The organism is Stenotrophomonas sp. NA06056 (assembly GCF_013364355.1).
Taxonomy (GTDB): Bacteria; Pseudomonadota; Gammaproteobacteria; order Xanthomonadales; family Xanthomonadaceae; genus Stenotrophomonas.
In genome coordinates this window covers 1,026,137-1,050,169 of record NZ_CP054931.1, presented here as the reverse complement: position 1 = coordinate 1,050,169, position 24,033 = coordinate 1,026,137, and the positions used below count along the sequence as shown (strand labels likewise).

19 protein-coding genes are annotated in these 24,033 nt (G+C 66.3%); 6 read left to right on the top strand and 13 right to left on the bottom strand.

All coding sequences use genetic code 11. The features are described from left to right. The first annotated feature begins 37 nt into the window (after nucleotides 1-37). Both HUT07_RS04550 and pilH read left to right on the top strand, forming a co-directional pair. Nucleotides 38-1,033 carry a YhdH/YhfP family quinone oxidoreductase gene (locus HUT07_RS04550; protein WP_176019936.1) on the top strand — a complete coding sequence of 332 codons (996 nt, stop codon included), beginning with the start codon at nucleotides 38-40 and terminating at the stop codon, nucleotides 1,031-1,033. A gap of 88 nt (nucleotides 1,034-1,121) precedes the next feature. After that, nucleotides 1,122-1,493, top strand: a complete 372-nt coding sequence (pilH, locus tag HUT07_RS04545) for a twitching motility response regulator PilH (RefSeq protein WP_005410644.1) — start codon at nucleotides 1,122-1,124, stop codon at nucleotides 1,491-1,493. Between the two features lie 108 nt (nucleotides 1,494-1,601). On the opposite strand, the gene HUT07_RS04540 is transcribed toward pilH, so the two are convergent. Then, nucleotides 1,602-2,498: a DnaJ C-terminal domain-containing protein gene (locus HUT07_RS04540; RefSeq protein WP_176019935.1), complete on the bottom strand. Its 897-nt coding sequence runs from the start codon at nucleotides 2,496-2,498 to the stop codon at nucleotides 1,602-1,604. Between the two features lie 258 nt (nucleotides 2,499-2,756). Between HUT07_RS04540 and HUT07_RS04535 the strand changes: the two genes are divergently transcribed. Next, a complete protein-coding gene (locus tag HUT07_RS04535) occupies nucleotides 2,757-3,239 on the top strand; it encodes a peroxiredoxin (protein WP_176019934.1) in 483 nt (160 codons plus the stop codon). A 30-nt stretch (nucleotides 3,240-3,269) separates the two neighbouring features. Next, nucleotides 3,270-3,851 (top strand): ferritin-like domain-containing protein, encoded by a 582-nt coding sequence (locus HUT07_RS04530; protein ID WP_176019933.1) that lies wholly within the window; start codon nucleotides 3,270-3,272, stop codon nucleotides 3,849-3,851. 154 nt (nucleotides 3,852-4,005) lie between these two features. Here HUT07_RS04530 and pbpC read toward each other — a convergent pair whose 3' ends face one another. From pbpC to prpB, 9 genes are all read right to left on the bottom strand, one after another. Next, nucleotides 4,006-6,390 carry a penicillin-binding protein 1C gene (pbpC, locus tag HUT07_RS04525; protein WP_176019932.1) on the bottom strand — a complete coding sequence of 795 codons (2,385 nt, stop codon included), beginning with the start codon at nucleotides 6,388-6,390 and terminating at the stop codon, nucleotides 4,006-4,008. A gap of 49 nt (nucleotides 6,391-6,439) precedes the next feature. Next, the gene (locus HUT07_RS04520) at nucleotides 6,440-11,347 is read right to left on the bottom strand and encodes an alpha-2-macroglobulin (protein WP_176019931.1); all 4,908 of its coding nucleotides are present in this window, start codon (nucleotides 11,345-11,347) and stop codon (nucleotides 6,440-6,442) included. Nucleotides 11,348-11,525: 178 nt separating this feature from the next. Next, nucleotides 11,526-12,986, bottom strand: coding sequence for a bifunctional 2-methylcitrate dehydratase/aconitate hydratase (locus HUT07_RS04515; protein ID WP_176019930.1), 1,461 nt, complete (start codon nucleotides 12,984-12,986; stop codon nucleotides 11,526-11,528). A 99-nt stretch (nucleotides 12,987-13,085) separates the two neighbouring features. Next, entirely contained in the window at nucleotides 13,086-14,270 is a 1,185-nt protein-coding gene (prpF, locus tag HUT07_RS04510; RefSeq protein ID WP_176019929.1) for a 2-methylaconitate cis-trans isomerase PrpF, read from the bottom strand. Between the two features lie 3 nt (nucleotides 14,271-14,273). After that, nucleotides 14,274-14,636, bottom strand: coding sequence for a type II toxin-antitoxin system RelE/ParE family toxin (locus tag HUT07_RS04505; protein WP_176019928.1), 363 nt, complete (start codon nucleotides 14,634-14,636; stop codon nucleotides 14,274-14,276). Beyond that, entirely contained in the window at nucleotides 14,633-14,875 is a 243-nt protein-coding gene (locus HUT07_RS04500; protein ID WP_176019927.1) for a type II toxin-antitoxin system ParD family antitoxin, read from the bottom strand. The genes HUT07_RS04505 and HUT07_RS04500 overlap by 4 nt, the downstream gene beginning before the upstream one ends. Nucleotides 14,876-14,976: 101 nt before the next feature. Beyond that, entirely contained in the window at nucleotides 14,977-17,595 is a 2,619-nt protein-coding gene (gene acnD, locus HUT07_RS04495; protein ID WP_176019926.1) for a Fe/S-dependent 2-methylisocitrate dehydratase AcnD, read from the bottom strand. Between the two features lie 97 nt (nucleotides 17,596-17,692). Continuing rightward, nucleotides 17,693-18,850 (bottom strand): 2-methylcitrate synthase, encoded by a 1,158-nt coding sequence (gene prpC, locus HUT07_RS04490; RefSeq protein WP_006384137.1) that lies wholly within the window; start codon nucleotides 18,848-18,850, stop codon nucleotides 17,693-17,695. A gap of 35 nt (nucleotides 18,851-18,885) precedes the next feature. Next, nucleotides 18,886-19,779 carry a methylisocitrate lyase gene (prpB, locus tag HUT07_RS04485; protein ID WP_176019925.1) on the bottom strand — a complete coding sequence of 298 codons (894 nt, stop codon included), beginning with the start codon at nucleotides 19,777-19,779 and terminating at the stop codon, nucleotides 18,886-18,888. Nucleotides 19,780-19,935: 156 nt separating this feature from the next. On the opposite strand from prpB, the gene prpR reads away from it, so the two are divergent. Then, nucleotides 19,936-21,519 (top strand): propionate catabolism operon regulatory protein PrpR, encoded by a 1,584-nt coding sequence (gene prpR / locus HUT07_RS04480; protein WP_176019924.1) that lies wholly within the window; start codon nucleotides 19,936-19,938, stop codon nucleotides 21,517-21,519. A gap of 136 nt (nucleotides 21,520-21,655) precedes the next feature. Here prpR and HUT07_RS04475 read toward each other — a convergent pair whose 3' ends face one another. Together HUT07_RS04475 and pdxH are read right to left on the bottom strand one after the other, a co-directional pair. After that, nucleotides 21,656-22,117 (bottom strand): DoxX family protein, encoded by a 462-nt coding sequence (locus tag HUT07_RS04475; protein WP_176019923.1) that lies wholly within the window; start codon nucleotides 22,115-22,117, stop codon nucleotides 21,656-21,658. A 216-nt stretch (nucleotides 22,118-22,333) separates the two neighbouring features. Continuing rightward, nucleotides 22,334-22,933, bottom strand: coding sequence for a pyridoxamine 5'-phosphate oxidase (gene pdxH, locus HUT07_RS04470; RefSeq protein WP_176019922.1), 600 nt, complete (start codon nucleotides 22,931-22,933; stop codon nucleotides 22,334-22,336). Nucleotides 22,934-22,973: 40 nt separating this feature from the next. Here pdxH and HUT07_RS04465 point away from each other — a divergent pair, with 40 nt between their 5' ends. Then, complete coding sequence (locus tag HUT07_RS04465) at nucleotides 22,974-23,801, top strand: kinase (protein WP_176019921.1); 828 nt, start codon at nucleotides 22,974-22,976, stop codon at nucleotides 23,799-23,801. A 6-nt stretch (nucleotides 23,802-23,807) separates the two neighbouring features. On the opposite strand, the gene HUT07_RS04460 is transcribed toward HUT07_RS04465, so the two are convergent. Beyond that, nucleotides 23,808-24,011: a dodecin family protein gene (locus HUT07_RS04460; protein WP_049465447.1), complete on the bottom strand. Its 204-nt coding sequence runs from the start codon at nucleotides 24,009-24,011 to the stop codon at nucleotides 23,808-23,810. Nucleotides 24,012-24,033: the final 22 nt, after the last annotated feature.

Below are 24,033 nucleotides of genomic sequence, written 5' to 3'. Positions count from 1 at the left end.
GGTAAGGTGGCGTTTTCCTCGAAGTCAGGCAACGCCGATGGCCCCCACCGCCCCGTTCACCGCCTTCCGCATCGAAAAAGACGACGCCGGCTACCGCAGCGGCCTGGTGCCGCTGAGCCTGGACGACCTCAATCCCGGCCAGGTGCTGATCCGCGCGCACTGGTCCTCGGTCAACTACAAGGATGCGCTGGCCGGCACCGGCAAAGGCCGGATCCTGCGGCGTTTCCCGCTGGTGGGCGGCATCGACGTGGCCGGCACGGTGGTCGCCTCCACCGATCCGGCCTGGCGCGAGGGCGACGCGGTACTGGCCACCGGCTGCGGCCTCAGCGAAACCCGCGATGGCGGCTACAGCCAGTACGTGCGGCTGGAATCGAGCGCGGTCATCGCCCAGCCCGCGGGCCTGAGCCCACGCGAGGCGATGGTGCTGGGCACCGCCGGCTTCACCGCCGCGCTGGCACTGCTGCGCCTGCAGGACAACCGGCAGACGCCCGAGCTTGGGCCACTGGCGGTCACCGGTGCCAGCGGTGGGGTCGGAGCCCTGGCCGTAGACATCTTCAGCCGCGCCGGCTATGCCGTGCACGCGATCAGCGGCAAACCGGAGCAGACCGACTTCCTGCGCGGCATCGGTGCTGCAGAGGTGCTGCCGCGTGATGCCCTTGCCGACACCGGTCCGCTGCAGTCGGCACGCTTCGGCGGTGGCCTGGACAACGCCGGCGGTCCGATGCTGGCCAGCCTGCTGGCACAGACCGTGCCCTATGGCAGCGTGGTCAGTGCGGGCCTGGCCGCCAGCCCGGCGCTGGACATGACGGTGATGCCGTTCATCCTGCGCGGTGTCTCGCTGCTTGGTGTCTCGTCGGCCAACGCCCCACGCGCGCTGCGCGAAGAAGTGTGGGCACGCCTGGGCGGCGCGTGGAAACCACAGCACCTGGACCGCATCTGCACCGCCGAAGTCGGTCTGGACGGTCTGCCCGCGGTGTTTGATCGCATGCTGGCGGGCGGCTCGCTTGGCCGCACGGTGGTGCGGATCGACTGAACGTCGCAGGCAGGCGACGGACGGCAACCGTCGCCCTCCCGCCAACAGGATGCCGGCACTACACTTCCGGCATCACATGGGGAACAACATGGCACGCATTCTGATCGTCGACGACTCACCGTCGCAGCTGTTGGGGATACAGCGCATCGTCGAGAAGCTCGGGCACCAGATCCTGACCGCCACCGATGGTGCGGCCGGGGTGGAGACCGCCAAGGCCGAGCTGCCCGACCTGGTGCTGATGGACGTGGTGATGCCCAACCTCAATGGCTTCCAGGCCACCCGCACCCTTGCCCGCGATGAAGCAACCCGGCACATCCCGGTGATCCTGGTGACCACCAAGGACCAGGACACCGACCGCATGTGGGGCATGCGCCAGGGCGCCAAGGCCTACATCACCAAGCCGTTCTCGGAAGACGAGCTGTCCGAGGTGCTGGAGCGGGTGTTCGCCGGGCAGGGCTGACACGCCGCCCTGGTAGGCGCCTACCTTGGTTGGCACACCTTTGCCGGCCAGAGGCCGGCACTACCGGCAAGGCGTGCGGACCAAGGTCCGCACCCACCAGACTCCATCTCAGATCGTTTCGCCAAACGCCTTGGCCAGATTCCGATAGGCCTTCTTCTGCGCCTCGTCGGTCGCCGCCGGGGCTACGATCTCGATTTCGACGATCTGATCGCCGTCCGGGCTGCCCGGCAGGCCACGCCCACGCAGGCGCAGCTTGCGACCGGCATCGGAGTCGGCCGGAATCTTCAGTTCCACCGCTCCGCCCAGGGTCGGCACGCTGATGCTGGTACCCAGCGCCGCCTGCCACGGGGTGACCGGCAGCGTGTACAGGATGTTGCGGCCGTCGACCTCGAACTGCGGATGCGCGGCGTACTCCACTTCCAGCAGCAGGTTGCCGCCGTGGTTGCCCTGCCCGGCCAGGCGGATCACCTGCCCGGGACGGATGCCCTTGGGCACGCGCACGTCCAGCTGCTTGCCGTTGACGGTGATGCGCAGGCTGTCGCCGTTGTAGGCCGCCTCCAGCGGTACCGACAGCTTGGCCCGGGTATCACGGTTGGGCGCGTGCCCGTGGCTGCTGAAGCCCGGACCGGGCCCCGCGCCCTGGCCGCCGCGCTGGCGCGCGAACAGGCTCTCGAAGAAGTCGCTGAAGCCACCATTGGGCCCACCGCCGCCGCCACCGAACACTTCCTCGAAATTGAAACCGCCACCACCGTAGTTGGGCGGCACGTTGAATTCCTCGCCCGGGCGATAGCCCTGCGCGCGCAGCTGGTCATAGGCCGCGCGCTTCTCTGGATCGCGCAGCGCCTCGTAGGCTTCGTTGATGGCCTTGAACTTGTCTTCGGCCCCGGCCTCCTTGCTGACGTCCGGGTGGTACTTGCGTGCCAGCCGACGATAGGCGGTCTTGATTTCCGCCTCGCCCGCGCTCGGTTCCACCCCCAGGGTGGCGTAATAATCCTTGAATTCCATCCAGCTACCTCGATTCGCTTCGGCGGCGCCGGTGGCGCCGCCCCGGGTTCATTCTACGCGCCGGCGATGCTACGCCGGCGGTCGTGCGGCAACGGTGAGGCAGACTGATTCAGCGCAATGCGCCTGCCATCGCCCTGCCCCATGCTGTGGCTGACAGCCCGCCGCGGACGACAGAGATGGGGTGTATACATGGGTTTTCCAATGTCTTGACGCGTCCGTCCCGTCCTGGCCCCTACCCTCATCCAGCAAGGAGTTCCCATGACCATCCATGTCGGCGACCGCATTCCGGAAGTCACTCTCAAGCGCATCCGCGAAGGCATCGAGACCCTCGATACCCACGCTCTGTTCGACGGGCGCAAGGTGGTGCTGTTCGCCGTACCCGGTGCCTTCACCCCCACCTGTTCTGCGCGCCACCTGCCTGGCTATGTGGAAACGTTCGAGGCCTTCCGCAAGCGCGGCATCGACGTGTACTGCATGGCGGTCAACGATCCGTTCGTGATGAAGGCCTGGGCCACTGACCAGCACGTGCCCGACGGTCTGCTGATGCTGTCCGACGGCAACGCCGAACTGACCCGCGCGCTTGGCCTGGAGCTTGATGCCAGTGCCTCGGGCATGGGCATCCGTTCGCGCCGTTTTGCCCTGTATGTGGTGGACGGCACGGTACGCGCCGCCTGGATCGAGGAGCCCGGACAGTTCGACGTGTCTTCGGCCGAGCATGTGCTGGAGCACCTTCCTACCTGAAACCCTGACTGCAAAGGAAACCGGCCAGCCATGTCCAACAAGCCAGCCAAAGCCAGCAAATCCTCCCCGTCCGCCAGGATTGCTGGCATCAGTGATCGGCAGACCCTGCGCGAGCGCGCACGGAAGAACATCGAGGACGGAGCGATCACCGACAGCTACGCCGCCGATCGCAAGGTGGTGATCAAGCTGTTGAACGACGCACTGGCCACCGAGTACGTGTGCGTGCTGCGCTACTACCGGCACTATTTCATGGCCAAGGGCATGCTGGCCGATGCAGTCAAGGGTGAATTCCTCGAACATGCGCAGCAGGAACAGGCGCATGCCGGCAAGCTGGCTGAGCGTATCGTCCAGCTCGGCGGCGAGCCGGACCTCAACCCGGACACGCTGACCGCGCGTTCGCATGCCGAATACAAGGAAGGCCGCGACCTGCGCGACATGGTCCGCGAAAACCTGGTGGCCGAGCGCATCGCCATCGACAGCTACCGCGAGATGATCAACGTCATCGGCGACCGTGACACCACCACCAAACGCATCCTGGAGGAGATCCTGGCGCAGGAGGAGGAGCACGCCGATGAATTCGCCGACCTGTTGGATGGGTGGATCGGGGAATAGCGGTTACGCCACACGCTCGCTGTCATCTGCGGCGTTGTAGCGCCGAGCCCATGCTCGGCTGACTGCTCAACGCACGTCGCAAGAGCAGCCGAGCATGGGCTCGGCGCTACAACAGCGTCGCAAATATACGGAAAGCGCCGACCAAGGTCGGCAGCTACCGCAGCACATTGAAACGCACTTGTGTCCAGGTACCGTCAGCGGCAAGTGCGGTCAACGCATGCGCGCCCGGATCGGCGAACTCGCGCTGCATCAGCTGCGCACCGCGCGTCTGCGCGATCCAACGGCCATCCAGCAGCCAATCCACGGCTTGTTCGCTACCCAATGCGCGCAACTGCAGGCGTACACCGTGCTCGGCATTCGGCGCACGCGCCAGCGTCGCGCCCTCGTTGAGGCCATCGATATGCAGGGCCACGCTGGCCTCGCGCCCATCATCGCGGCAGTCCGGCGACAGCACGGGAAGCTGTGAGGCGTCGCGTGTGGCCTTGGGCAGCCAGGGGGACAGCAGCGCCGGCCACCGCGCGATCTCACGCGCGACTTCTTCATGCGGTGCGCTGCAGTCAGCCGATACACGCAGACCCGTTCGCGCGTCGGCCAGGTAACGCTGCCGACCTGGCTGCCAACGCCTCGCATCGCGCTCCGGGAAGGTGGGTGGCGCAGCGCCGTCCAGCAGATACGCCGACAGGCGCCGCTGGCAGAGCTCGGCAGGCAACGCTTCGGCCAGTTCGCCGGTCGGCCAGCAGATGTCCGCTTCGGTCACGCTGGCCGGCATCGGCGCGGCCGCCGCATCGCCGCGCTGGCGCGGCAGGCTGTCGACCACTTCAAACATCAGCGGCAACGCAGTGACTGCGCCGTACTGGCCCGGCAGCGGCGTACCATCGGGCCGCCCCACCCACACGCCCACGGTGTAGTGACGCGTGCTGCCGATCGCCCACGCATCGCGATAGCCGTAGCTGGTGCCGGTCTTCCAGGCCACCCGCGGGCGGCCGCCAACATCGAAGGTACCCACGCCATAGCCCGGGCGCGGGTTCGATTCCAGCATCTCACGCACGATCCAGCTGGCACCGGGTGACGCGAGCCGCCGCTCGATCATCGGTTCGTCATCGGTGTAGCGCACGCGGCCAGCAATGCCGTTGCGATTGAGTGCGGCAAACGCACCGACCAGATCCTCCAAGCGTGCACCGGTGCCGCCAAGAATCAGCGACAGATTCGGCGAGCTGCCCGGTGGGAAACGCAGCTGGATACCAGCGTGCGACAGGCGCGCGGCAAAGCGCGCAGCACCCACCCGCTGCAGCAGGTCCACCGAAGGCACATTCAGCGACAGGCGAAGCGCGCTGGCGGCACTGATCGGTCCGTTGAAGGCCATGTCGAAGTTGCCCGGCCGATAATTGCCGAAACTCTGCGGAGCATCCACCAGCAGGCTTTCGGAATGGATCAGGCCGTCATCGAGCGCCATCGCGTACAGGAACGGCTTTAGCGTGGAGCCTGGGGAACGCCAGGCCTGCACCATGTCCACGTGACCCAGCCGTTGCCGATCACCGAAAGACAATGTGCCGACGTAAGCACGCGCCTGCAGGGTCTGGTTGTCGACCACCAGCAGCGCCGCGGAAGTGCGCTCGGGCAGCGTGGAGAAATAGCTGGCGACGCGCTCTTCCAGCGTGCGTTGCAGACCGATGTCGATGCTGCTCTGGATCCGCGCCTTGCCGGGCTGTGCCGAATGCAGGCGTTGCGCCAGCAGTGCGGCATGCAACGGCGGACGCAGTGAGCGGGCAACCACGTTCTCGATGCGCGCATCTTCCACTTCGTCCGGCGTCCACGCGCCCAGCTCGGCCATGCGCGCCAGCACCTTGTCGCGTGCCTTCTGCGCGGCTTCGGGATGACGGTCCGGGCGCAAGCGACTGGGCGCCTGTGGCAGCACCGCCAGCAGCGCGGCCTCGGCATGCGAAAGCTGCGCGGCCGGTTTGCCCAGATAAGCCCAGCTGGCCGCCTCCACGCCCTCGATGGTGCCACCGTAGGGCGCGCGCTCCAGATACAACGCGAGAATCTCGCGCTTGGACAGGTGCACTTCCAGCTGCACCGCACGCAGCATCTGCTTCAGTTTGCCCCAGGGCGTGCGCGTATGCGGATCGAGAATGCGCGCGACCTGCATGGTCAGGGTCGAGCCACCAGAGACGATGCGTCCACCGCGCAGCAACTGGCCGCTGGCACGCAGGATCGCCAGCGGATTGATGCCCGGGTGCTGCCAGAACCAGCGATCCTCGTAGGTCAGCAGCGCCTGCAGGTACAACGGCGAAACGCTGTCGACCGACGCTGGATAGCGCCACACGCCCTCGGCGTCGGCGAACGCACGCAATGGACTGCCGTCGGCGGCGACCACCAGCGTGCTGGTATCACGCTGCTTCGGCAACGGTGGCGGGAAGACGACATCCAGCACCAGCAACAGCATCAGCAACGCAGCCGTGCCCCAGCGCAGCCACGGCCACAGCGGTTGCAGCCGCTGCCGCAGGCGCGGCAGCCGCGTTTTCAGAGATCCCACTTTCATCCACGGCATCCTGTGGGACGGGCCGCGCCGTCGCGGCCCGTCCGCACGATCACGGCTGTACCACCGTCAACGTGGTCGGGTTGCTGCGGCCAACGCCACGCAGCTGCGGCCTGTACATGTCCTCCACCAGCGACGGCGGCACCGTGTAGGTACCCGGAGTGACCGCACGCACCAGATAGAACACATTGGCCTTGCTGCCACGCGAGAGCTTCAGCGCCGCCACATAGCGGTCATCGCGGAACTCTTCGTGCTTGGTATCGGCCGCTTCGCTGCGGTCGCTGATGGTGATGCCATCCACCACCACGTCGGCCCACTGCTTGGCATCGCCCAGGTTGAGGTTCTCGATCTCAAGGCCTGCCGGCAGCAGGTCGGTCAGCAGCGCATCGGGCATCTCGCTGTCGGCGGTGATGGTGACGCGCACGATCAGCGCTTCACCCTCCTTCAACGGACGCGGCGACCACGGTTTGCCATCGGTGCCGAAGTAACTGCGCTCCACGCCGATCACACTGTTGTCCGGCGCAGGTGCACTGCGCGGAATGCCGGCCACATCGATGCTGGCGAACATCGGCGGCTGCCCCTGCGGCGTGAAGCGCACGCCCGCGGCCAGCTGCCCTGCATCGAAGTTGCGGCCAAACAGCTTGCGCTCGCCGATGGCCTCGGTGTTGCCACCGATCACCAGTTCACCGGCCACCAGTGCCTTCTGGTTGGCAGCCAGCGCCTTGCCGAGGCGGGCGATGGCCACCTGCTCCTGCGTGCTCAGCCACATCCAGCCACTGTTGCGGCGCGCATCCAGGCCGCGGCCAAGATCGACCGCGCGTGCATCCCATGCCGGCTTGGCCAGCTTGTTCTCGTGGGTCAGTGCGATCATCAGCGCGTCATCACGCACCGCGCTGCCGTAGTCGCCGAAGTACGAAGGGCGTTCGCTGCTGGACTTGGCGAAGCCGGCCGCAAGAGCGGCCTGGCCACGCTTGGCGTCTCCCTGCAGCGACAGCGCCACACCCAGGTGCACCAGCGACAGGCCACCCACGGCCTTGCTGCGTTCGTTGTCGTACAGCGTGCGCAGGGTACCCAGCGGCGCGCGGTTGACGCGGGCCAGCACGTAGCCCGAGTAGGCCTGGTTGGCGAACTTCAGGCTCTCGCGCTTTTCCTGGCCGTAGAACTGGTTGCCGCCAGACAGCAGGTCTTCGCTCAGGCGGTTCAGCGCCTTCTGCAGCACGTTGTCGGGCACTGCGAAACCACCGTCCTTCGCGTCCAGCAGGAACTCGGCGATATACGGCGTCAGCCACGGGTTCACGTAGCCGTCGTCGCCCCACATCGAGAAGTTGCCGTTGGCCACCTGCATCGACGCCAGGCGACCGAACGCACCTTCCATGCGCTCGCGGCGGGTCTTCGCGTCCAGGCCATCAGCGCCGAGCATGGACGACGTCGCCTGATCCAGGATCAGCGCGGCGTAGCCCTTGCTGGTGGTCTGTTCTGCGCAGCCGTACGGGTAGTTCAGCGCCCCCTGCAGCGCGCTGGCGAACGGGATCGGCGGCAGCGGGCTGACCAGCAGGCGGGCATTGACCGATTCGGACATCAGCCCGTCCATCAGGCCGCCATCCAGGCTCACCGCGGCCAGCGGATCGAGCGTGCGTACCTGCGAGCGCAGCACCTGCGGCCACGCCGCGCGTACCGGCAGATCGTAGCGGCGGTCGGCCTTGAAGCCGTTGCCGTCCACGCGCACGCGCACCTTGGCCACGCTGTGGCCCTCCCGCGCGGACAACGGGAAGCTCAACGTGGTCTTGGCATCGGCATTGAGCTGCACGCTGCGCGTGCCCTCGCTCAGGCTCAGCGGGCCTTCGCTGTCCACGCGCACGTTGAACTGACCCGGCTTGCCGGTGAAGTTCTGCACGTCCAGGGTCACCGTACTACGGTCACCCGGGGCGAGCACACGCGGCATGCTGGCCTCGGCGAGGATCGGTGCACGCACCACGGTTTCAACATCCCGCTTGCCATACTGGTCATCGCTGTAGACCAGCGCCGACACGCGCAGGGTGCCATTGAAATCCGGCACCTTCAGGCGGATGCGGGCAATGCCCTTGGCATCAAGCTGCACCGGGCCGGAGAACAGGTCCACGGTCTGCACGCGCGCAGTCGGCCGCTTGGCCTGCGGCAACGCCTGCAGCGCCATGTCACCACCGAACTTCAGCTTGCCACTGCTGCCGTCGAAGCTCTCGATCACCCGGCTGTAGATGTCATAGGCATCGATGCCGAGGCGACGCTGGGCGAAGAAGTGCGCACCGGCATCGGGCACCGGGAAGCGGGTGATGTTGAGAATGCCCACGTCCACGGCCGAAACCGTGACATGCGCGACCTTGCCGGCCAACTGCGGTGCACTGACCGTCACCGGCAGGTCCTGCTCCGGTCGCATCTGCTTGGGTGCAGCCAGGCCGACGGCCACGGTGCGGCCCTTGCGGTCCATCGGCACGTGCACCACGCCTACGGCACGGGCAGGGGTGATCTTGCTCGGCGCACTGCCACCGCGGAACACCAGCGCGGTGATGTAGACATCGTGGCGCTCCCAATCGGCGGTGACCGGGATCTTGTAGGTGGCACCGGGCTTGGCGTCGATGTCCTGCACGTACAGCATGCGGTCGGTCTCGACCATCAGCACGCCCTTGCCGGCATGCGGCGGGGTCACCGTCACTTCCAGGGTATCGCCGGCCTTGTAACCGGTCTTGTCCAGACCCAGCTTGACCTTGTCCGGGCGGGCATCGAGGCCACGGTTGTCATCGCCCCAGCTCCAGCCGGCGCGGAACGGATAGCGGCTGGTCAGACCGGTGGACGGATCGAACACGTCCACCCGGTACTCACCCCACTCCACCGGGAAGTCGAAGGCCACCGCGCTGCTGCCGGCGTCGACGGTACGGGTTTCCTTGTTCTCGAAGCGGCGGGTGAAATCGTAATCCCAACGGTTGTCATTGAAGGTCCAGTGGTAGTCGCGCAGCTCGCGCACCAAGGTGATCTTCAGGCCCTTGGCCGGCTGCGGCTTGCCGTCCGCATCCACGCGCATCAGTTCAAACCGCGCGTTGCCGTTGGAATCAGCGCCGTCGTCGGGATTGAACAGCGGGCGCACACCGACCAGCGCAGCGGCCGGCCACACCACCCGCTTCAGGGTGCGGGTGACCGTACGGCCACCGGTTTCATACAGGCTGCCGGACAGCACCACCGCGATCGGTGCCTTGGCCTTGGTCGCTTCTTCCGGCAGCGACACGTCTTCGCGCAGCTGGCCATTGGCCGGCAGCGTGGTGTCGATCACATCCTTGGCTTCGCGCGGCAGCTGCAATGTCGGGTCGCCGAAGAAGTAACCCGGCAGACCCTCCACCGGCTTCTGTTCAGCGGCCACCGCCATGCGCGCGGTGAAGCGGTTGCCATCGGCCGGGGCGCCGTACAGATAGGCACCGTTGGCCTGCAGGCGCAGGTCTTCGCCCGGCTTCAGCGTCTTCTGCGTGCTGTCCAGGTCCAGCTTCATGCGCTCGGGCAGGAACTCCTCGATGCGCAGGGTCATGCCCTGGATCGCTTCCTTGCTGGCCGGGTCGGTGCGGAACTCGACCTGCCAGCGCCCGGTCGGCGCCTCGGCAGGAATGGTCTGTTCGAAGTTGATGTAGCCCTGTTCACCCGGTTGCACGCGGGTTTCGCGGAAGGTTTTGCCGTCGGGCTGCTTCAGGCGCAGGAAGACGGGCTGGCTCTTCACCGGCTTGCCGTCGTTGTCGCGCAGCAGCGCAGACAGGCGCACGGTTTCGCCGGGGCGGTACAGGTCGCGACCGGACCAAGCGTAGACGTCGAACCAGGCATTGTCACGGCCGGCCACGGCGAACTCGCTCAGGTCCAGCGCGGGCTGGTTGAACGGCAGGAAGCTGGTGTCCTTGCCGCTGCTGGCCACCAGCACGTGGGTGGCATCCAGGGTGTAGTTAAGCAGCGCATTGCCGTTGCTGTCGGTGCTGCCCTTGAGCACCACCTCGCCCTTGGCGTCGAGCACACGCAGGTCGATGCCCTTCAGCGATGCACCGTCCTTGAGTGCGGCGGTGTGCACGAACAGCTTGTCCTTGTACGCGCGGGTGTGCAGGCCGATGTCGCTGACCGAGAAGAACGCGGTATCGAACTCGCCCTCGTAGTCGCCGGTCCGCTTGAGCAGGGCGAAATACAGGCCCGGCTCCTGCAGCTCCTTGATGTCCTGGGTTGGCAGGTAGGTCAGCACCCGCTCGTTCTGCTTGCCGCCCAGAATGAAGCGGTTGACGTAGACCGGCTCGGCCAGCTTGTTGATCGGGCTGCGCTCGTAATCGCTGCTCAGTTCCCAGCTGCCACGGCGACCGCCGCGCTGGTACTGGCTGAAGAAGGTCGGCAGATCCTTTTCGCGCACGCGCAGGAACTCGACGTCGACTTCCGGCACGTTCACCGACACCACCGGCAAGCCACGGCTGTCCTTGGCCGGCAGCACGCTGCCCTGCGAGGCGAAACCGGCCACCGGCTTCAGCTCACCGCTGAATACTTTCTGCTTCAGTTCCTTGCCCAGGCGGCTGCCATCGGCGGCCAGCAGCTCCGGCGAGACCACCAGGCTGAATTCCTTGCCGGCTTCGACGAAGGGATAGCGCAGGGTCAGGCCGTCATCGGACAGGGTCCAGCTGCTGTCATCGGTGCCGACCTTCTCTTCGAAGCGCACCAGCTTGTCGAAGTCCTGGGTGCCGACCAGCGGGCGCGAGAACTCCAGCGCCAGCGACAGGCCTTCACTCTTCTGGTCCGGGTAGGCACGCAGCAGGGTGAACTCCTTCACCTGCTCGGCCTTGGTGGCAATGGCCTCGCCGCTGGCCTTGGGCAGCTGCCCGCTGTCGTTGCGGCAACCGGCCAGGCCCAGCAACAGGCCTCCTGCCAGTACCGCCGCCGCCCATCCCCACCGCTTCCGCCGTGCCGGACCGCTCATGTCGTCACTCCTTGATCGAGGTGGCCATTATAGGCAGGCCGCGTCAAGGTGTTGACGCGGATTCGGCAGGAATGCATCGGAACGGTAGCGCCGGGCCATGCCCGGCGGGGGCGGCAGTCGCCAACCTTGGTTGGCGCCAACCCCGTGCCAACCAAGGTTGGCATCTACCAGAGCGCCCTCACCCCGGCAGGTACAGGTCCACGTAGTCCGTCACCGGCATTGCCGCCAGCGCGACCGGGTCCAGCGAGGCGGCCAGCACCCGTTGCTGCTGGGCGGTCGGGAAGCGGTGGGCCAAGTGCCGGCGGAACTTGTCCATCAGCAGCGGGATGCCTTCCTCGCGCCGGCGCGCGTGGCCGAGCGGGTACTCCACCAGCACCTCCGGCAGTTCAGTGCCATCGCTGAGCCGCACGCTCAGGCCATTGGCAATGCTGCGCTTTTCCGGGTCCAGGTAATCGAGGCTGAGCTGCGGGTCTTCATGGCAGGCCATCTTCGCCCGCAGCGTGTCGATGCGCGGATCGGCCGCCATGTCGTCCTCATAATCCTCGGCCACCAGCCGTCCATGCAGCAACGCGATGGCCACCATGTACTGCACGCAGTGGTCGCGGTCAGCCGGATTATGCAGAGGTCCCTGCTTGTCGATGATGCGGATGCAGGCTTGCTGGGTACGGATCGTGATGTGTTCGATGTCCTCGACCTTGCGCCCCAGCGCGCGCAGTTGTTGATGCAGCAGGATCGCCGCCTCCACCGCCGTCTGCCCGTGGAACTCTGCCGGGAAACTGATCTTGAACAGCACGTTCTCCATCACGTAGCTGCCGAAGGGGCGGCCGAGGGTCAGCGCCTGGCCATGCATCGATACCGCTTCGAAGCCCCAGGCCGGTGCACTCAGCACGCTGGGGTAGCCCATCTCGCCGGCCGCAGCCATCAGCGCCAAGCGCACGCCACGGCTGGTCGCATCGCCGGCAGCCCAGCTCTTGCGCGAGCCGGTATTGGGCGCATGCCGGTAGGTGCGCAGTGCCTGCCCATCCACCCAGGCCAGCGATACTGCGTTGAGCATGCGCTCGCGGTCCAGCCCGAGCATCTGCGCGACCACCGCGGTGGTCGCCACTTTGACCAGCAGCACATGGTCAAGACCAACCCGGTTGAAGGAGTTTTCCAGCGCCAGCACGCCCTGGATCTCATGCGCCTTGATCATCGCCAACAGCACGTCGTGCACGGTCGGCGGCGGACGTCGCAGCGCGGCCGCGTTGCGGCCGAGCCAGTCGGCTACGGCGAGGATGCCACCCAGGTTGTCCGAAGGGTGGCCCCATTCGGCGGCCAGCCAGGTGTCGTTGAAATCCAGCCAGCGCACCATCGCGCCGATGTTGAAGGCGGCCTGCACCGGATCGAGCACGAAGTTGGTGCCAGGGACGCGTGCGCCGTTGGCTACGCTGATGCCCGGCACCAGCGGCCCCAGCAGCTTGCTGCAGGCGGGGAAGGACAACGCCTCGAGCCCACAGCCGAGCGTGTCGAGCAGGCAGTGATGCGCCGTCTGGAACGCCAGGGGCGAATCGATGCGGGTGTCACGTACGTAGTCGACGATATCCACCAGCAGCGCATCCCAGGCTGCACGCGCGTTGGATGGGGTGTGGCTGCTGGACATCATGTGTTCTCCGGTAGCGCCGGGCCCCGCCCGGCGGTTCATCGGCGGGGCCCGCTGCGCTCGCCGGGCGTGGCCCGGCGCTACCGCAATGAACCTGCCTTACAACGTATCGGCGGGCACCCGCACCTTGCCCTCCATCAGCACACGGGCGCTGCGGCTCATGATGGCCTTGGTCACCGTCCACTGTCCGTCAACGAGCCCGGCCTGCGCGCCCACGCGCAACGTGCCGGAGGGATGGCCGAAGGTCACCGCCTCGCGTTCGCCACCACCAGCCGCACGATTGACCAGCGTGCCCGGAATTGCCGCTGCGGTACCGATCGCCACGGCAGCGGTGCCCATCATCGCGTGGTGCAGCTTGCCCATCGACAGCGCACGCGCATGCAGGTCAATGGCCGAAGCCACGACTGCCTTGCCACTGGACGACACGTAGTCCTGCGCCGGTGCCACGAAGGCCACCTTCGGCGTGTGCTGGCGGGTGGCCGCGTCCTCCAGCTTCGTGATCAGGCCCATGCGCAGCGCACCGTATGCTCGGATCTTCTCGAAGCGCTCCAGTGCTGCCTTGTCCTCATTGATCGCCGGCTGCAACTCGGTACCGGTGTAACCGAGATCGGCGGCGTTGAGGAAGATGGTCGGAATGCCTGCGGTGATCATCGTCACCTCGAAGCTGCCCACGCCCGGCACGTCCAGGGTGTCCACCAGATTACCGGTTGGGAACATCGCACCGGCATCGCCATCGTCGGATGGGTCGATGAACTCCAGCTGGATCTCGGCCGCCGGGAAGGTCACACCATCCAGCTCGAAATCACCGATCTCCTGCACCTGCCCGTCGCGCATCGGCACATGGGCGATGATGGTCTTGCCGATGTTGGCCTGCCAGATCCGCACGGTACACAGGCCGTCGCGCGGCACGCGCGCGGGATCGATCAGGCCATTGGCGATCGCGAACGGACCAACCGCGGTGCTGAGGTTGCCGCAGTTGCCGCTCCAGTCGACAAAAGCCGTGTCGATCGACACCTGGCCGTACAGATAGTCCACGTCGTGGTCGGGCACCGAGGCGGCCGAGATGATCACGCACTTGCTGGTGCTGGACGTTGCACCGCCCATGCCGTCGGTCTGCTTGCCATACGGATCGGGCGATCCGATGACGCGCATCAGAAGTGCATCGCGTGCGGCGCCCGGCGCCTGCGCTGCTTTGGGTAGGTCCTGCAGGCGGAAGAACACGCCCTTGCTGGTGCCACCGCGCATGTAGGTGGCGGGAATACGGAGTTGCGGGAGGACGGTCATGGATCAGTATCCTGGATGCGACGAACCAATATCGGGGTTGAGCTCCTCGTCTTCGAACAGTGCTTCCATGCCCCGCGAAGCATTCCAGATGCGCACGATGGAAACGTGCGCAGGTAGCTCCACGTAGTAGACCAGGTAGCCGTCGAAGCGACGAACCGGATGAAAACGCAATGGCGCTGGCAGCGAGGGCAACAGACCCGCATGCAGTGCGGAACCAGCACCTGGGTGGATCTGGATCAGCTTGACGACGGATTCCACCGCATCGATGAAGCCGATTTCCAACGCCTCTCCGCCTTGATCTCCATACCAGCTTGCCGTCTGGTCAAGATCTCGAATCGCTGCAGGGGACCAGTGCGCGGGCTTCACTTGCGGTTCCGTGCACGCTCACGCAGCTTGTCAAAGTGGTCAGGCGGCAGAGGCGCCGAAGGGCCTGACGCCAGACCCTCGGCGATCAACTGCCTGAGCAGCTCCTCGGCCTTGCTTCTCTGGCGCTGGCGGATCAGGTCGCGCACGTAGTCGGAGGTACTGGAGTAGCCGCCTTCGCGCACTTCTTCGTCCACGAACTGCTTGAGCGGATCGGTCAGCGAAATGTTCATGGTGGCCATGAAACTCTCCTTTGGCAGTTTTTGCCAAGTCAGTGTGCGCCCCACCCTGCTGTCGGACAAGCCCGCCCCCCGGCCTACGGGGGCAGGCATTCAGCCCGGCATCACGCCACCTTGGCCCCTTCCAGGAAGTCCTGCGCGAAGCGCTGCAGCACGCCGCCGGCCTCGTAGATCGCCACTTCCTCGTCGCTGTCCAGACGGCAGGTGACCGGCACGACCACGTCCTGGCCGTCACGGCGGTGGATGACCAGGGACAGCTCGGCACGCGGGGTACGCTCGCCGACCACGTCGAAGGTCTCGGTGCCGTCGATGCCCAGGGTCAGGCGGGTGGTGCCCGGCTTGAACTCCAGCGGCAGCACGCCCATGCCGATCAGGTTGGTGCGGTGGATGCGTTCAAAGCCTTCGGCCACGATGGCTTCCACACCGGCCAGGCGCACGCCCTTGGCGGCCCAGTCACGCGAGCTGCCCTGGCCGTAGTCGGCACCGGCAATGATGATCAGCGGCTGCTTGCGGTCCATGTAGGTCTCGATCGCTTCCCACATGCGCATGACCTTGCCTTCCGGCTCCACGCGCGCCAGCGAGCCCTGCTTCACGCTGCCGTCGTCGTTGCGCACCATCTCGTTGAACAGCTTCGGGTTGGCGAACGTGGCGCGCTGCGCGGTCAGGTGGTCACCGCGGTGGGTGGCATAGGAATTGAAGTCTTCTTCCGGCAGGCCCATCTTCGCCAGGTATTCGCCGGCGGCGCTGGAGGCCATGATCGCATTGGACGGCGACAGGTGGTCGGTGGTGATGTTGTCCGGCAGCACCGCCAGCGCGCGCATCCCTGCCAGCGTGCGCTCACCGGCCAGTGCACCCTCCCAGTACGGCGGACGGCGGATGTAGGTGCTCTGCGCGCGCCAGTCGTACAGCGGGCTGACCTTTGCACCATGCTCCACGCGCACGTTGAACATCGGGTTATAGACGCTGCGGAACTGCTCCGGCTTCACCGAAGCCTTCACCACCGCGTCGATCTCGGCGTCGCTCGGCCAGATGTCCTTCAGGCGTACCGCGTTGCCATCGGCATCCACGCCCAGCACATCCTTCTCGATGTCGAAGCGCACGGTGCCGGCGATGGCGTAGGCGATCACCAGCGGCGGCGAGGCCAGGAAGGCCTGCTTGGCGTAGGGATGGATGCGGCCATCGAAGTTGCGGTTGCCCGACAGCACGGCCGTGGCGTACAGGTCACGGTCGATGATTTCCTGCTGGATCTTCGGGTCCAGCGCACCACTCATGCCGTTGCAGGTGGTGCAGGCGAAGGCGACGATGCCGAAGCCGAGCTGCTCCAGGTCCGGCAGCAGGCCGGATTCTTCCAGATACAGCTGCACGGCCTTCGAGCCCGGCGCCAGCGACGACTTCACCCACGGCTTGCGCTGCAGGCCCCGCGCGTTGGCGTTGCGCGCCAGCAGCGCCGCAGCGATCACGTTGCGCGGGTTGGAGGTATTGGTGCAGCTGGTGATGGCGGCGATGATCACCGCGCCGTCCGGCATCAGGCCCTGTGCCTGCTCGGCCTTGCCGGCTTCCAGCTTGGCGGCGTCGGCGATGCCCCGCTCGGACAGCTCCGAGACCGGCAGGCGGCGATGCGGATTGCTCGGGCCAGCCATGTTGCGCACCACCGTCGACAGATCAAAGCGCAGCACGCGTTCGTACTGTGCCGTGGCCAGGTCATCGGCCCACAGGCCGGTGCTGCGCGCGTAGTTCTCGACCAGTGCGACCTGCTTCTCCTCGCGGCCGGTCAGGCGCAGGTAATCAAGCGTCTGCCCGTCGATGTAGAACATCGCGGCGGTCGCGCCGTACTCGGGGCACATGTTGGAGATGGTGGCGCGATCACCGATGGTCAGTGCCGCGGCACCCTCGCCGAAGAATTCAAGCCAGGCGCCGACCACGCGTTCCTTGCGCAGGAACTCGGTCAGCGCCAGCACCACGTCGGTGGCGGTGATGTCCGGCTGCGGCCTGCCGGTCAGCTCGACGCCGATGATGTCCGGCAGGCGCATCCACGACGCGCGGCCAAGCATCACGTTCTCCGCTTCCAGGCCGCCGACGCCGATGGCGATCACGCCCAGCGCGTCCACGTGCGGGGTGTGGCTGTCGGTGCCCACGCAGGTATCGGGGAAGGCCACGCCGTCCTGCACGTAGATCACCGGCGACATCTTCTCCAGGTTGATCTGATGCATGATGCCGTTGCCCGGCGGAATCACGTCCACGTTCTCGAAGGCCAGCTTGGTCCAGTCGATGAAATGGAAGCGGTCTTCATTGCGGCGATCCTCGATGGCGCGGTTCTTCTCGAACGCCTGCGGATCGTAGCCGCCGCACTCCACTGCCAGCGAGTGATCGACGATCAGCTGCACCGGCACCACCGGATTGACCTTGGCCGGATCACCGCCCTTGTCGGCGATCGCATCACGCAGGCCAGCCAGGTCGACCAGCGCGGTCTGCCCAAGAATGTCATGGCACACCACGCGCGCAGGAAACCACGGGAAATCCAGGTCGCGGCGACGCTCGATCAGCTGCTTCAGCGAATCGGTCAGCGTGGCCGGCTCGCAGCGCCGCACCAGGTTCTCTGCCAGCACGCGCGACACGTACGGCAGCGTGGCGTAAGCGCCCGGCTGGATCGCGTCAACGGCGGCGCGTGCATCGAAATAGTCCAGCGAGGTGCCGGAGAGGGTCTTGCGGTAATCGGTATTCATGGGCTGGCGGAATGCTCGTGGCGGGCCGGGTGCCGGCGATACGGCGATACAGGCATCCGGCCGGCACGCGGCCGGCCGGATGGGTACAGCGGATGGATCAGACGCGCTTGTCGATCGCAACGAAGTCGCGATCTTCCGGACCGATGTAGTTGGCGCTCGGGCGGATGATCTTGCCGTCGATGCGCTGTTCGACGATATGCGCGCTCCAGCCGGCGGTGCGGGCGATCACGAACAGGGGGGTGAACATCGCGGTCGGCACGCCCATCATGTGGTAGCTGACGGCGCTGAACCAGTCCAGGTTCGGGAACATCTTCTTGATGTCCCACATCACCGTTTCCAGGCGCTCGGCGATGTCGTACATCTTCAGGCTCGACTGTTCTTCGGACAGTTCGCGGGCGACGTCCTTGATCACCTTGTTGCGCGGATCGGACACGGTGTAGACCGGGTGGCCGAAACCGATCACTACTTCCTTGCGCTCGACGCGGGCCTTGATGTCTTCCTCGGCCTCATCGGGGTTGTCGTAGCGCTTCTGCACTTCGAAGGCCACTTCGTTGGCGCCGCCGTGCTTGGGGCCACGCAGCGCACCGATGCCACCGCAGATCGCGCTGTACATGTCGCTGCCGGTGCCGGCGATGACGCGGCAGGCGAAGGTCGAGGCGTTGAACTCGTGCTCGGCGTACAGGATCAGCGAAGTGTGCATCGCCTTCACCCACGAATCCTGCGGCTTCTCGCCGTGCAGCAGATGCAGGAAGTGGCCACCGATGGAGTCATCGTCGGTTTCCACGTCGATCGCGCGGCCGTTGTGGCTCCAGTGGTACCAGTACAGCAGCATCGAGCCCAGGCAGGCCATCAGCTTGTCGGCGATGTCACGTGCGCCCGGATGGTTGTGGTCGTCCTTCTCCGGCGACACGCAGCCGAGTACGGACACACCGGTGCGCATCACGTCCATCGGGTGCGCCGACGGCGGCAGCTCTTCCAGCGCAGCCTTCACCGCAGCCGGAATGCCACGCAGCGACTTCAGCTTGGCCTTGTACGAAACCAGCTCGGCGCGGGTCGGCAGCTTGCCGTGCACCAGCAGGTAGGCGATTTCCTCGAACTCGCTGGTGTTGGCCAGGTCCAGGATGTCGTAGCCACGGTAGTGCAGGTCGTTGCCACTGCGGCCGACGCTGCAAAGCGCGGTGTTGCCGGCAGCAGTGCCGGACAGAGCGACGGACTTCTTCGGCTTGAAGGTCGGGGTTGCGGTCGTATCGTTCATGTTTCCCTCCGAAACTTGATGGTGCAGGGTACTGCTTATTTCTTGGCGGCGAACAGCGCATCGAGCTGCTGCTCGAAGGCGTGGTAGCCGATACGGTCATACAGCTCCTCACGGGTCTGCATGCTGTCGATCAGGTTGCGCTGATGACCCTCACGGCGGACCGTCTGGTAAACGTTCTCGGCTGCCTTGTTGGCAGCGCGGAACGCCGACAGCGGGAACAGCTGGATGGCCACGCCGGCCGAGGCCAGTTCATCTCGGCTGAACAGCGGGGTCGCGCCGAATTCAGTGATGTTGGCCAGCACCGGCACCTTCACCGCATCAACGAAGCGACGGTAGGTGTCCAGGTCGTAGGCGGCCTCGGCGAAGATTCCGTCTGCACCGGCTTCGACGCAGGCGATGGCGCGCTCGATGGCCTTGTCCACGCCGTCCACCTGGATGGCGTCGGTGCGTGCGATCAGGAAGAAGTCCGGATCGGTCTTGGCGTCGGCAGCCGCCTTCACGCGATCGACCATTTCACCCTGCGAGACGATCTCCTTGCCCGGCCGATGACCGCAGCGCTTGGCGCCCACCTGGTCTTCGATATGGCAGGCGGCCGCACCGGCCTTGATCAACGACTTCACGGTGCGGGCGATGTTGAACGCGCTCGGGCCGAAGCCGGTGTCGATGTCGACCATCAGCGGCAGGTCGCAGACATCGGTGATGCGGCGCACATCCACCAGCACGTCTTCGAGGGTGTTGATGCCCAGGTCCGGCAGGCCCAGCGAGCCGGCCGCCACGCCGCCGCCGGACAGGTAGATGGCGCGGAAACCCGCGCGCTTGGCCAGCAGCGCATGGTTGGCGTTGATCGCGCCGATCACCTGCAGCGGCGATTCGGCTGCCAGCGCCTCGCGGAAGCGGGCACCAGCGGAGAAGGGGGTGGAAGCGGTCATGCGGCGATCCAGGTTGAAGGACAGGAGGGTAAGCGCAAGCACCATGCCAACCTGCAAGTGATTGATTTCACGGGGATGACCGGGATGCAACAGTGAAACATATGAAACATTGAAACAGATGTATCATGAAACATCGCCACACCCGGTCTCCGCACCATGTACCTGCCCCGCTCGCCCCTGCGCCACGCTGATACCGATCCCGGTCGGCCGGTGATCTGGACCGTCAGCGTCTCGCGCCTGACCGGCCTGCTGGGCGATGTCATTCCCGAATTCGACCGCCGCGCACGCATCGAGCAGATCAACCTCGGCTTTGAGGAAGCAGTGGAAGTAATCGGCCAGCGCCTGCGCCGCGAACACTGCGATGTAGTGATCGCTGGCGGATCCAACGCGGCCTGGCTGCGCGGCCGACTGGACCTGCCGCTGGTGCCGATCCAGGCCAACGGTTTCGACCTGATGGAAGCACTGGCACGCGCACGCCGCATCGCCCCTCGCATTGGCCTGGTCACCCACGCCAGCGATGTGCCCGTGTTCAGCAGCTTCCAGCAGAGCTTCGGTCTGGACATCGAGCATCGCCGCTTCGTCACCCGCGAGGACGCGCGCGACTGCATTGCCGACCTGCGTGCCAACGGGATCGAGGTGATCGTTGGCACCGGCATGGCCATCGACCATGCCGAACAGGCAGGCCTGCCCGGCGTGCTGCTGTACTCGGCCGATTCGGTGCGGCAGGCCTTCGAGCACGCGCTGGAGCTGACCCAGGCGCTGGCACGCTCGGCGGACGCGCGCCCAGCCGCGCGCCGAAGGGCCGCACCACGCGCCGATGCGCATGCGCTGCTCGGCGACAGCAACGCAATGGCCCAGGTGCGCGCGCAGATCGCGCTGTACGCCCCGCACGACAGCACCGTACTGGTCACCGGCGAGACCGGCACCGGCAAGGAACTGGTGGCGCGCCAACTACATTCCGCCAGTGGCCGTCGTGGCCGCTTCGTGGCACTGAACTGCGGTGCGATCAGCGAATCGCTGCTGGAGGCCGAGCTGTTCGGCTACAGCGACGGCGCCTTCACCGGTGCACGTCGCGGTGGCCGCGTCGGCCTGGTCGAGGCCGCCGATGGCGGCACCTTGTTCCTGGATGAGATCGGCGAGCTGCCGCTGCCGCTGCAGACCCGTCTGCTGCGCGTACTGGAAGAACGCGAAGTACTGCGCGTGGGCGCCACCGAACCGACCCCGGTCGACCTGCGCGTGGTGGCCGCCACGCTGCAATCGCTGGAGCAGCGCGCAGCGGCGGGCAGCTTCCGTCGCGACCTGTATTACCGGTTGGCCGCGCTGCGCATCGCGCTGCCCAACCTGCGTGCACGGCGCGGCGATATTCCGTTGCTGACCACGCACTTCTTCCGCGAACTGCGCGGCATCGATGCGCCGCTGGATGCAGATGCACTGGCCCTGCTCAGCGCTGCGCAATGGCCGGGCAACGTGCGTGAGCTGCGCAACCTGGTGGATCGACTGCGCATCCACTGGCAGCCGGGTGAAGGGCTGATCGACACAACACGACTGCTGCAGTTGGCGCCGGAGCTGGTGAATGAAGGCCTCGCCGCGTTACCGGCGGAAAGCAACGGCAAGCGCCCGCCGCGTGCGCAGCTGGAGGCGCTGCTGCAGGAACATCGCAACGACCGCGAGGGAATGGCGCTGGCACTGGGGGTGTCTCGCACCACGCTGTGGCGGTGGCTGCGTGCGGAGGGGTTGTAACCGTCTATTGCCTGGTGGGTGCGAACCTTGGTTCGCACCACGCTTCCGTCAAGCACCTCATCCACGCATGGCGTGGATCTACCGGAACACACCGAACGCTACAGGCGCGCTCTGGCTGCGCGCGGACGAGGAGCCCTCACCTTGCCCATCGCGCTTCGATGGCAAACCGGCCACTGCCCACTGCGGCAATCCATAGCAGCAGTACCCCCAGCGGCACTTCGCTCAGGTAGAAGAACCAGCTGAGCCAATCGGGCAGACTCAGCCCAGCGGGAATGCGCGCAATGCCATCGGTCAACGCTGCCACCGCGCAGATCGCCGCCAGCAGCAGGGCCGAAGGACGGCTGAGCAGGCCGAGTACCAGCAGTCCACCGGCAATCCATTCAATTGCACCCAGCACTGGCGCACTAAGCGCCGGGAACGGAATGCCCGCTTCGACCAGCGTGTGCACCATGCGCTCGCGCCCGGCGTCGGTAAACACCTTGTTCCAGCCGGACACACTGAACATCACACCGGCCACGATGCGGGCCAGCAGCAGCAGGAACGCTTCCATGCCGCGGCGCGGTGACGGCACGGCAAACAGGCAACGCCAGGACGACATGGCAACTCCGGAACAGGAAATATCGACCCGAGTGTGCCCAATGGCAGCCTGCTCGCAGATGAAGCTGGCCGGTCCATTGGCGACAAGCGTGGATGCCCGTAGAGCCGAGTCCGTGCTCGGCTGAACTTTCCGAAGAATGCGCAGCCGAGCATGGGCTCGGCTCTACAACAGCGCCCGATCAGCCGGCACGAGCGTCACGCGCCCCATCACTGCGCCTTACGGATACAGCAGACGCTTGCTCCAACGCCCTTCGGCACCGGCTTCATAGCACCAGCGCTCGTGCAGGCGGAACTGCGCGCCGTACCAGAATTCGATGCGGTCCGGGACCACCCGCAGGCCACTCCAGCCGTCCGGACGCGGCACATCCTTGCCGTCGAAACGTGCCTCGACTTCGGCCACGCGTGCGTCGAACTCCTCGCGCGTGTTCAACGTCTTCGACTGCAGCGACGCCCAAGCGCCGATCTGGCTCATGCGCGGACGGCTGGCAAAATAGGCATCGGCTTCGGCATCGGCCACCTGCTCCACGCGCCCCTCGATACGCACCTGGATGCCGGCCTCGCGCAGGCTGCGCCACAGGAACAGCAGCGCCGCTTGCGGATTGGCCTGCAGTTCGTTTCCCTTGTGGCTGTGCAGGTGGGTGTAGAACACGAAGCCGCGCTCGTCGAACGCCTTCAGCAACACAGTACGCGCCGACGGCCGGCCCTGCGTATCGGCAGTGGCTACGGTCATCGCATTGGGCTCCACCTCACGGCTCTGTTTCGCTTCTTCGAACAGGGCGGCAAAGGTCGACAGGGCTTCGGCGTACAGGTCGCTCATGACAGCATTCTTCTCACACGGTTTGGGCTATTGTGGCGGCATGGTCGCTGCTGCGTACATGCCCCAGGTGAAAGGATTCCCCGAAACAGTGGTCGAGCAGGCGCTGGATGACGCGCTGGGCAGCAGTACAGCCGTACCAGTATTGGCGATCAGCGGCCTGCAGGGGAGCGGCAAATCGACGCTGGCCGCGCAGGTGGTTGCCCGCGCCAAGGCCCGTGGCCTGAACGCCGCAACGCTCTCCATCGACGATGTGTACCTGACCCGCGCGCAGCGCCAGCGCCTGGCACGTCAGGTGCATCCGTTGCTGATCACCCGTGGCCCGCCGGGCACTCATGACCTGCCGCTGGCGCATGCGGTACTGGATGCCGTGGCCGCACGACAGCCGCTGGCCCTGCCCCGCTTCGACAAACTGGCCGACGAGCGCCTGCCCGAAGCGCAGTGGCCGCAGCTCGAAAGACCGCTGGACCTGCTGGTCTTCGAGGGCTGGTTCCTCGGCACTCCGGCGCAGGACGAGGCTGGACTGGATACTCCTCTGAACGCCCTGGAGCGCGAGGCCGATGCCGATGGCCGCTGGCGGCGCTGGTGCAACCAGGCGCTGGCCCGCGACTATCCGGCGCTGTGGCAGCGCTGCGACCGCCTTTGGTTCCTGCAGCCCCCGGATTTCTCGGTCGTGCCGCGTTGGCGCTGGCAGCAGGAGCAGAACCTGCAGGCGGCCCAGCCGGGCCGGCATGGCATGAGCCGGCCGCAACTGGAGCGTTTCGTGCAGTACTACGAGCGGGTCAGCCGGCAGGCATTGCGTGCGCTGCCGGCCATTGCCGACCGGGTGGTGGTGCTGGACGCGCAGCGCCAGGTGCAGGCGCTGCGCTGAGCAGGCTCACTCCACCAGGAAGGTGATCCGCAGGTTCACCCGCCATTCGGTGATTTCACCGTTGCCGTCGGTGACCACCTTGGTCTCGTTGATCCAGGCGCCCTGGATGCCCTTGACCGTCCCGGACACCTTCTTCAATCCGCTGCGCACCGCGTCCTCCACGCTCTTGGGCGAGGACGCATTGATTTCGATGACCTTGGCAACCGACATGGCAGGCACTCCGTCAGGCGCG

Coding starts and splice junctions, on each gene's coding strand:
- pilH (WP_005410644.1), top strand. CDS start 1,122: ATGGCACGCATTCTGATCGTCGACGACTCACCGTCGCAGCTGTTGGGG.
- HUT07_RS04520 (WP_176019931.1), bottom strand. CDS start 11,347: ATGAGCGGTCCGGCACGGCGGAAGCGGTGGGGATGGGCGGCGGCGGTA.
- pdxH (WP_176019922.1), bottom strand. CDS start 22,933: ATGAGCGACCTGTACGCCGAAGCCCTGTCGACCTTTGCCGCCCTGTTC.
- prpR (WP_176019924.1), top strand. CDS start 19,936: ATGTACCTGCCCCGCTCGCCCCTGCGCCACGCTGATACCGATCCCGGT.
- HUT07_RS04535 (WP_176019934.1), top strand. CDS start 2,757: ATGACCATCCATGTCGGCGACCGCATTCCGGAAGTCACTCTCAAGCGC.
- HUT07_RS04550 (WP_176019936.1), top strand. CDS start 38: ATGGCCCCCACCGCCCCGTTCACCGCCTTCCGCATCGAAAAAGACGAC.
- HUT07_RS04475 (WP_176019923.1), bottom strand. CDS start 22,117: ATGTCGTCCTGGCGTTGCCTGTTTGCCGTGCCGTCACCGCGCCGCGGC.
- prpC (WP_006384137.1), bottom strand. CDS start 18,850: ATGAACGATACGACCGCAACCCCGACCTTCAAGCCGAAGAAGTCCGTC.
- HUT07_RS04460 (WP_049465447.1), bottom strand. CDS start 24,011: ATGTCGGTTGCCAAGGTCATCGAAATCAATGCGTCCTCGCCCAAGAGC.
- prpF (WP_176019929.1), bottom strand. CDS start 14,270: ATGACCGTCCTCCCGCAACTCCGTATTCCCGCCACCTACATGCGCGGT.
- HUT07_RS04465 (WP_176019921.1), top strand. CDS start 22,974: ATGGTCGCTGCTGCGTACATGCCCCAGGTGAAAGGATTCCCCGAAACA.
- HUT07_RS04500 (WP_176019927.1), bottom strand. CDS start 14,875: ATGGCCACCATGAACATTTCGCTGACCGATCCGCTCAAGCAGTTCGTG.
- prpB (WP_176019925.1), bottom strand. CDS start 19,779: ATGACCGCTTCCACCCCCTTCTCCGCTGGTGCCCGCTTCCGCGAGGCG.
- acnD (WP_176019926.1), bottom strand. CDS start 17,595: ATGAATACCGATTACCGCAAGACCCTCTCCGGCACCTCGCTGGACTAT.
- pbpC (WP_176019932.1), bottom strand. CDS start 6,390: ATGAAAGTGGGATCTCTGAAAACGCGGCTGCCGCGCCTGCGGCAGCGG.
- HUT07_RS04530 (WP_176019933.1), top strand. CDS start 3,270: ATGTCCAACAAGCCAGCCAAAGCCAGCAAATCCTCCCCGTCCGCCAGG.
- HUT07_RS04515 (WP_176019930.1), bottom strand. CDS start 12,986: ATGTCCAGCAGCCACACCCCATCCAACGCGCGTGCAGCCTGGGATGCG.
- HUT07_RS04540 (WP_176019935.1), bottom strand. CDS start 2,498: ATGGAATTCAAGGATTATTACGCCACCCTGGGGGTGGAACCGAGCGCG.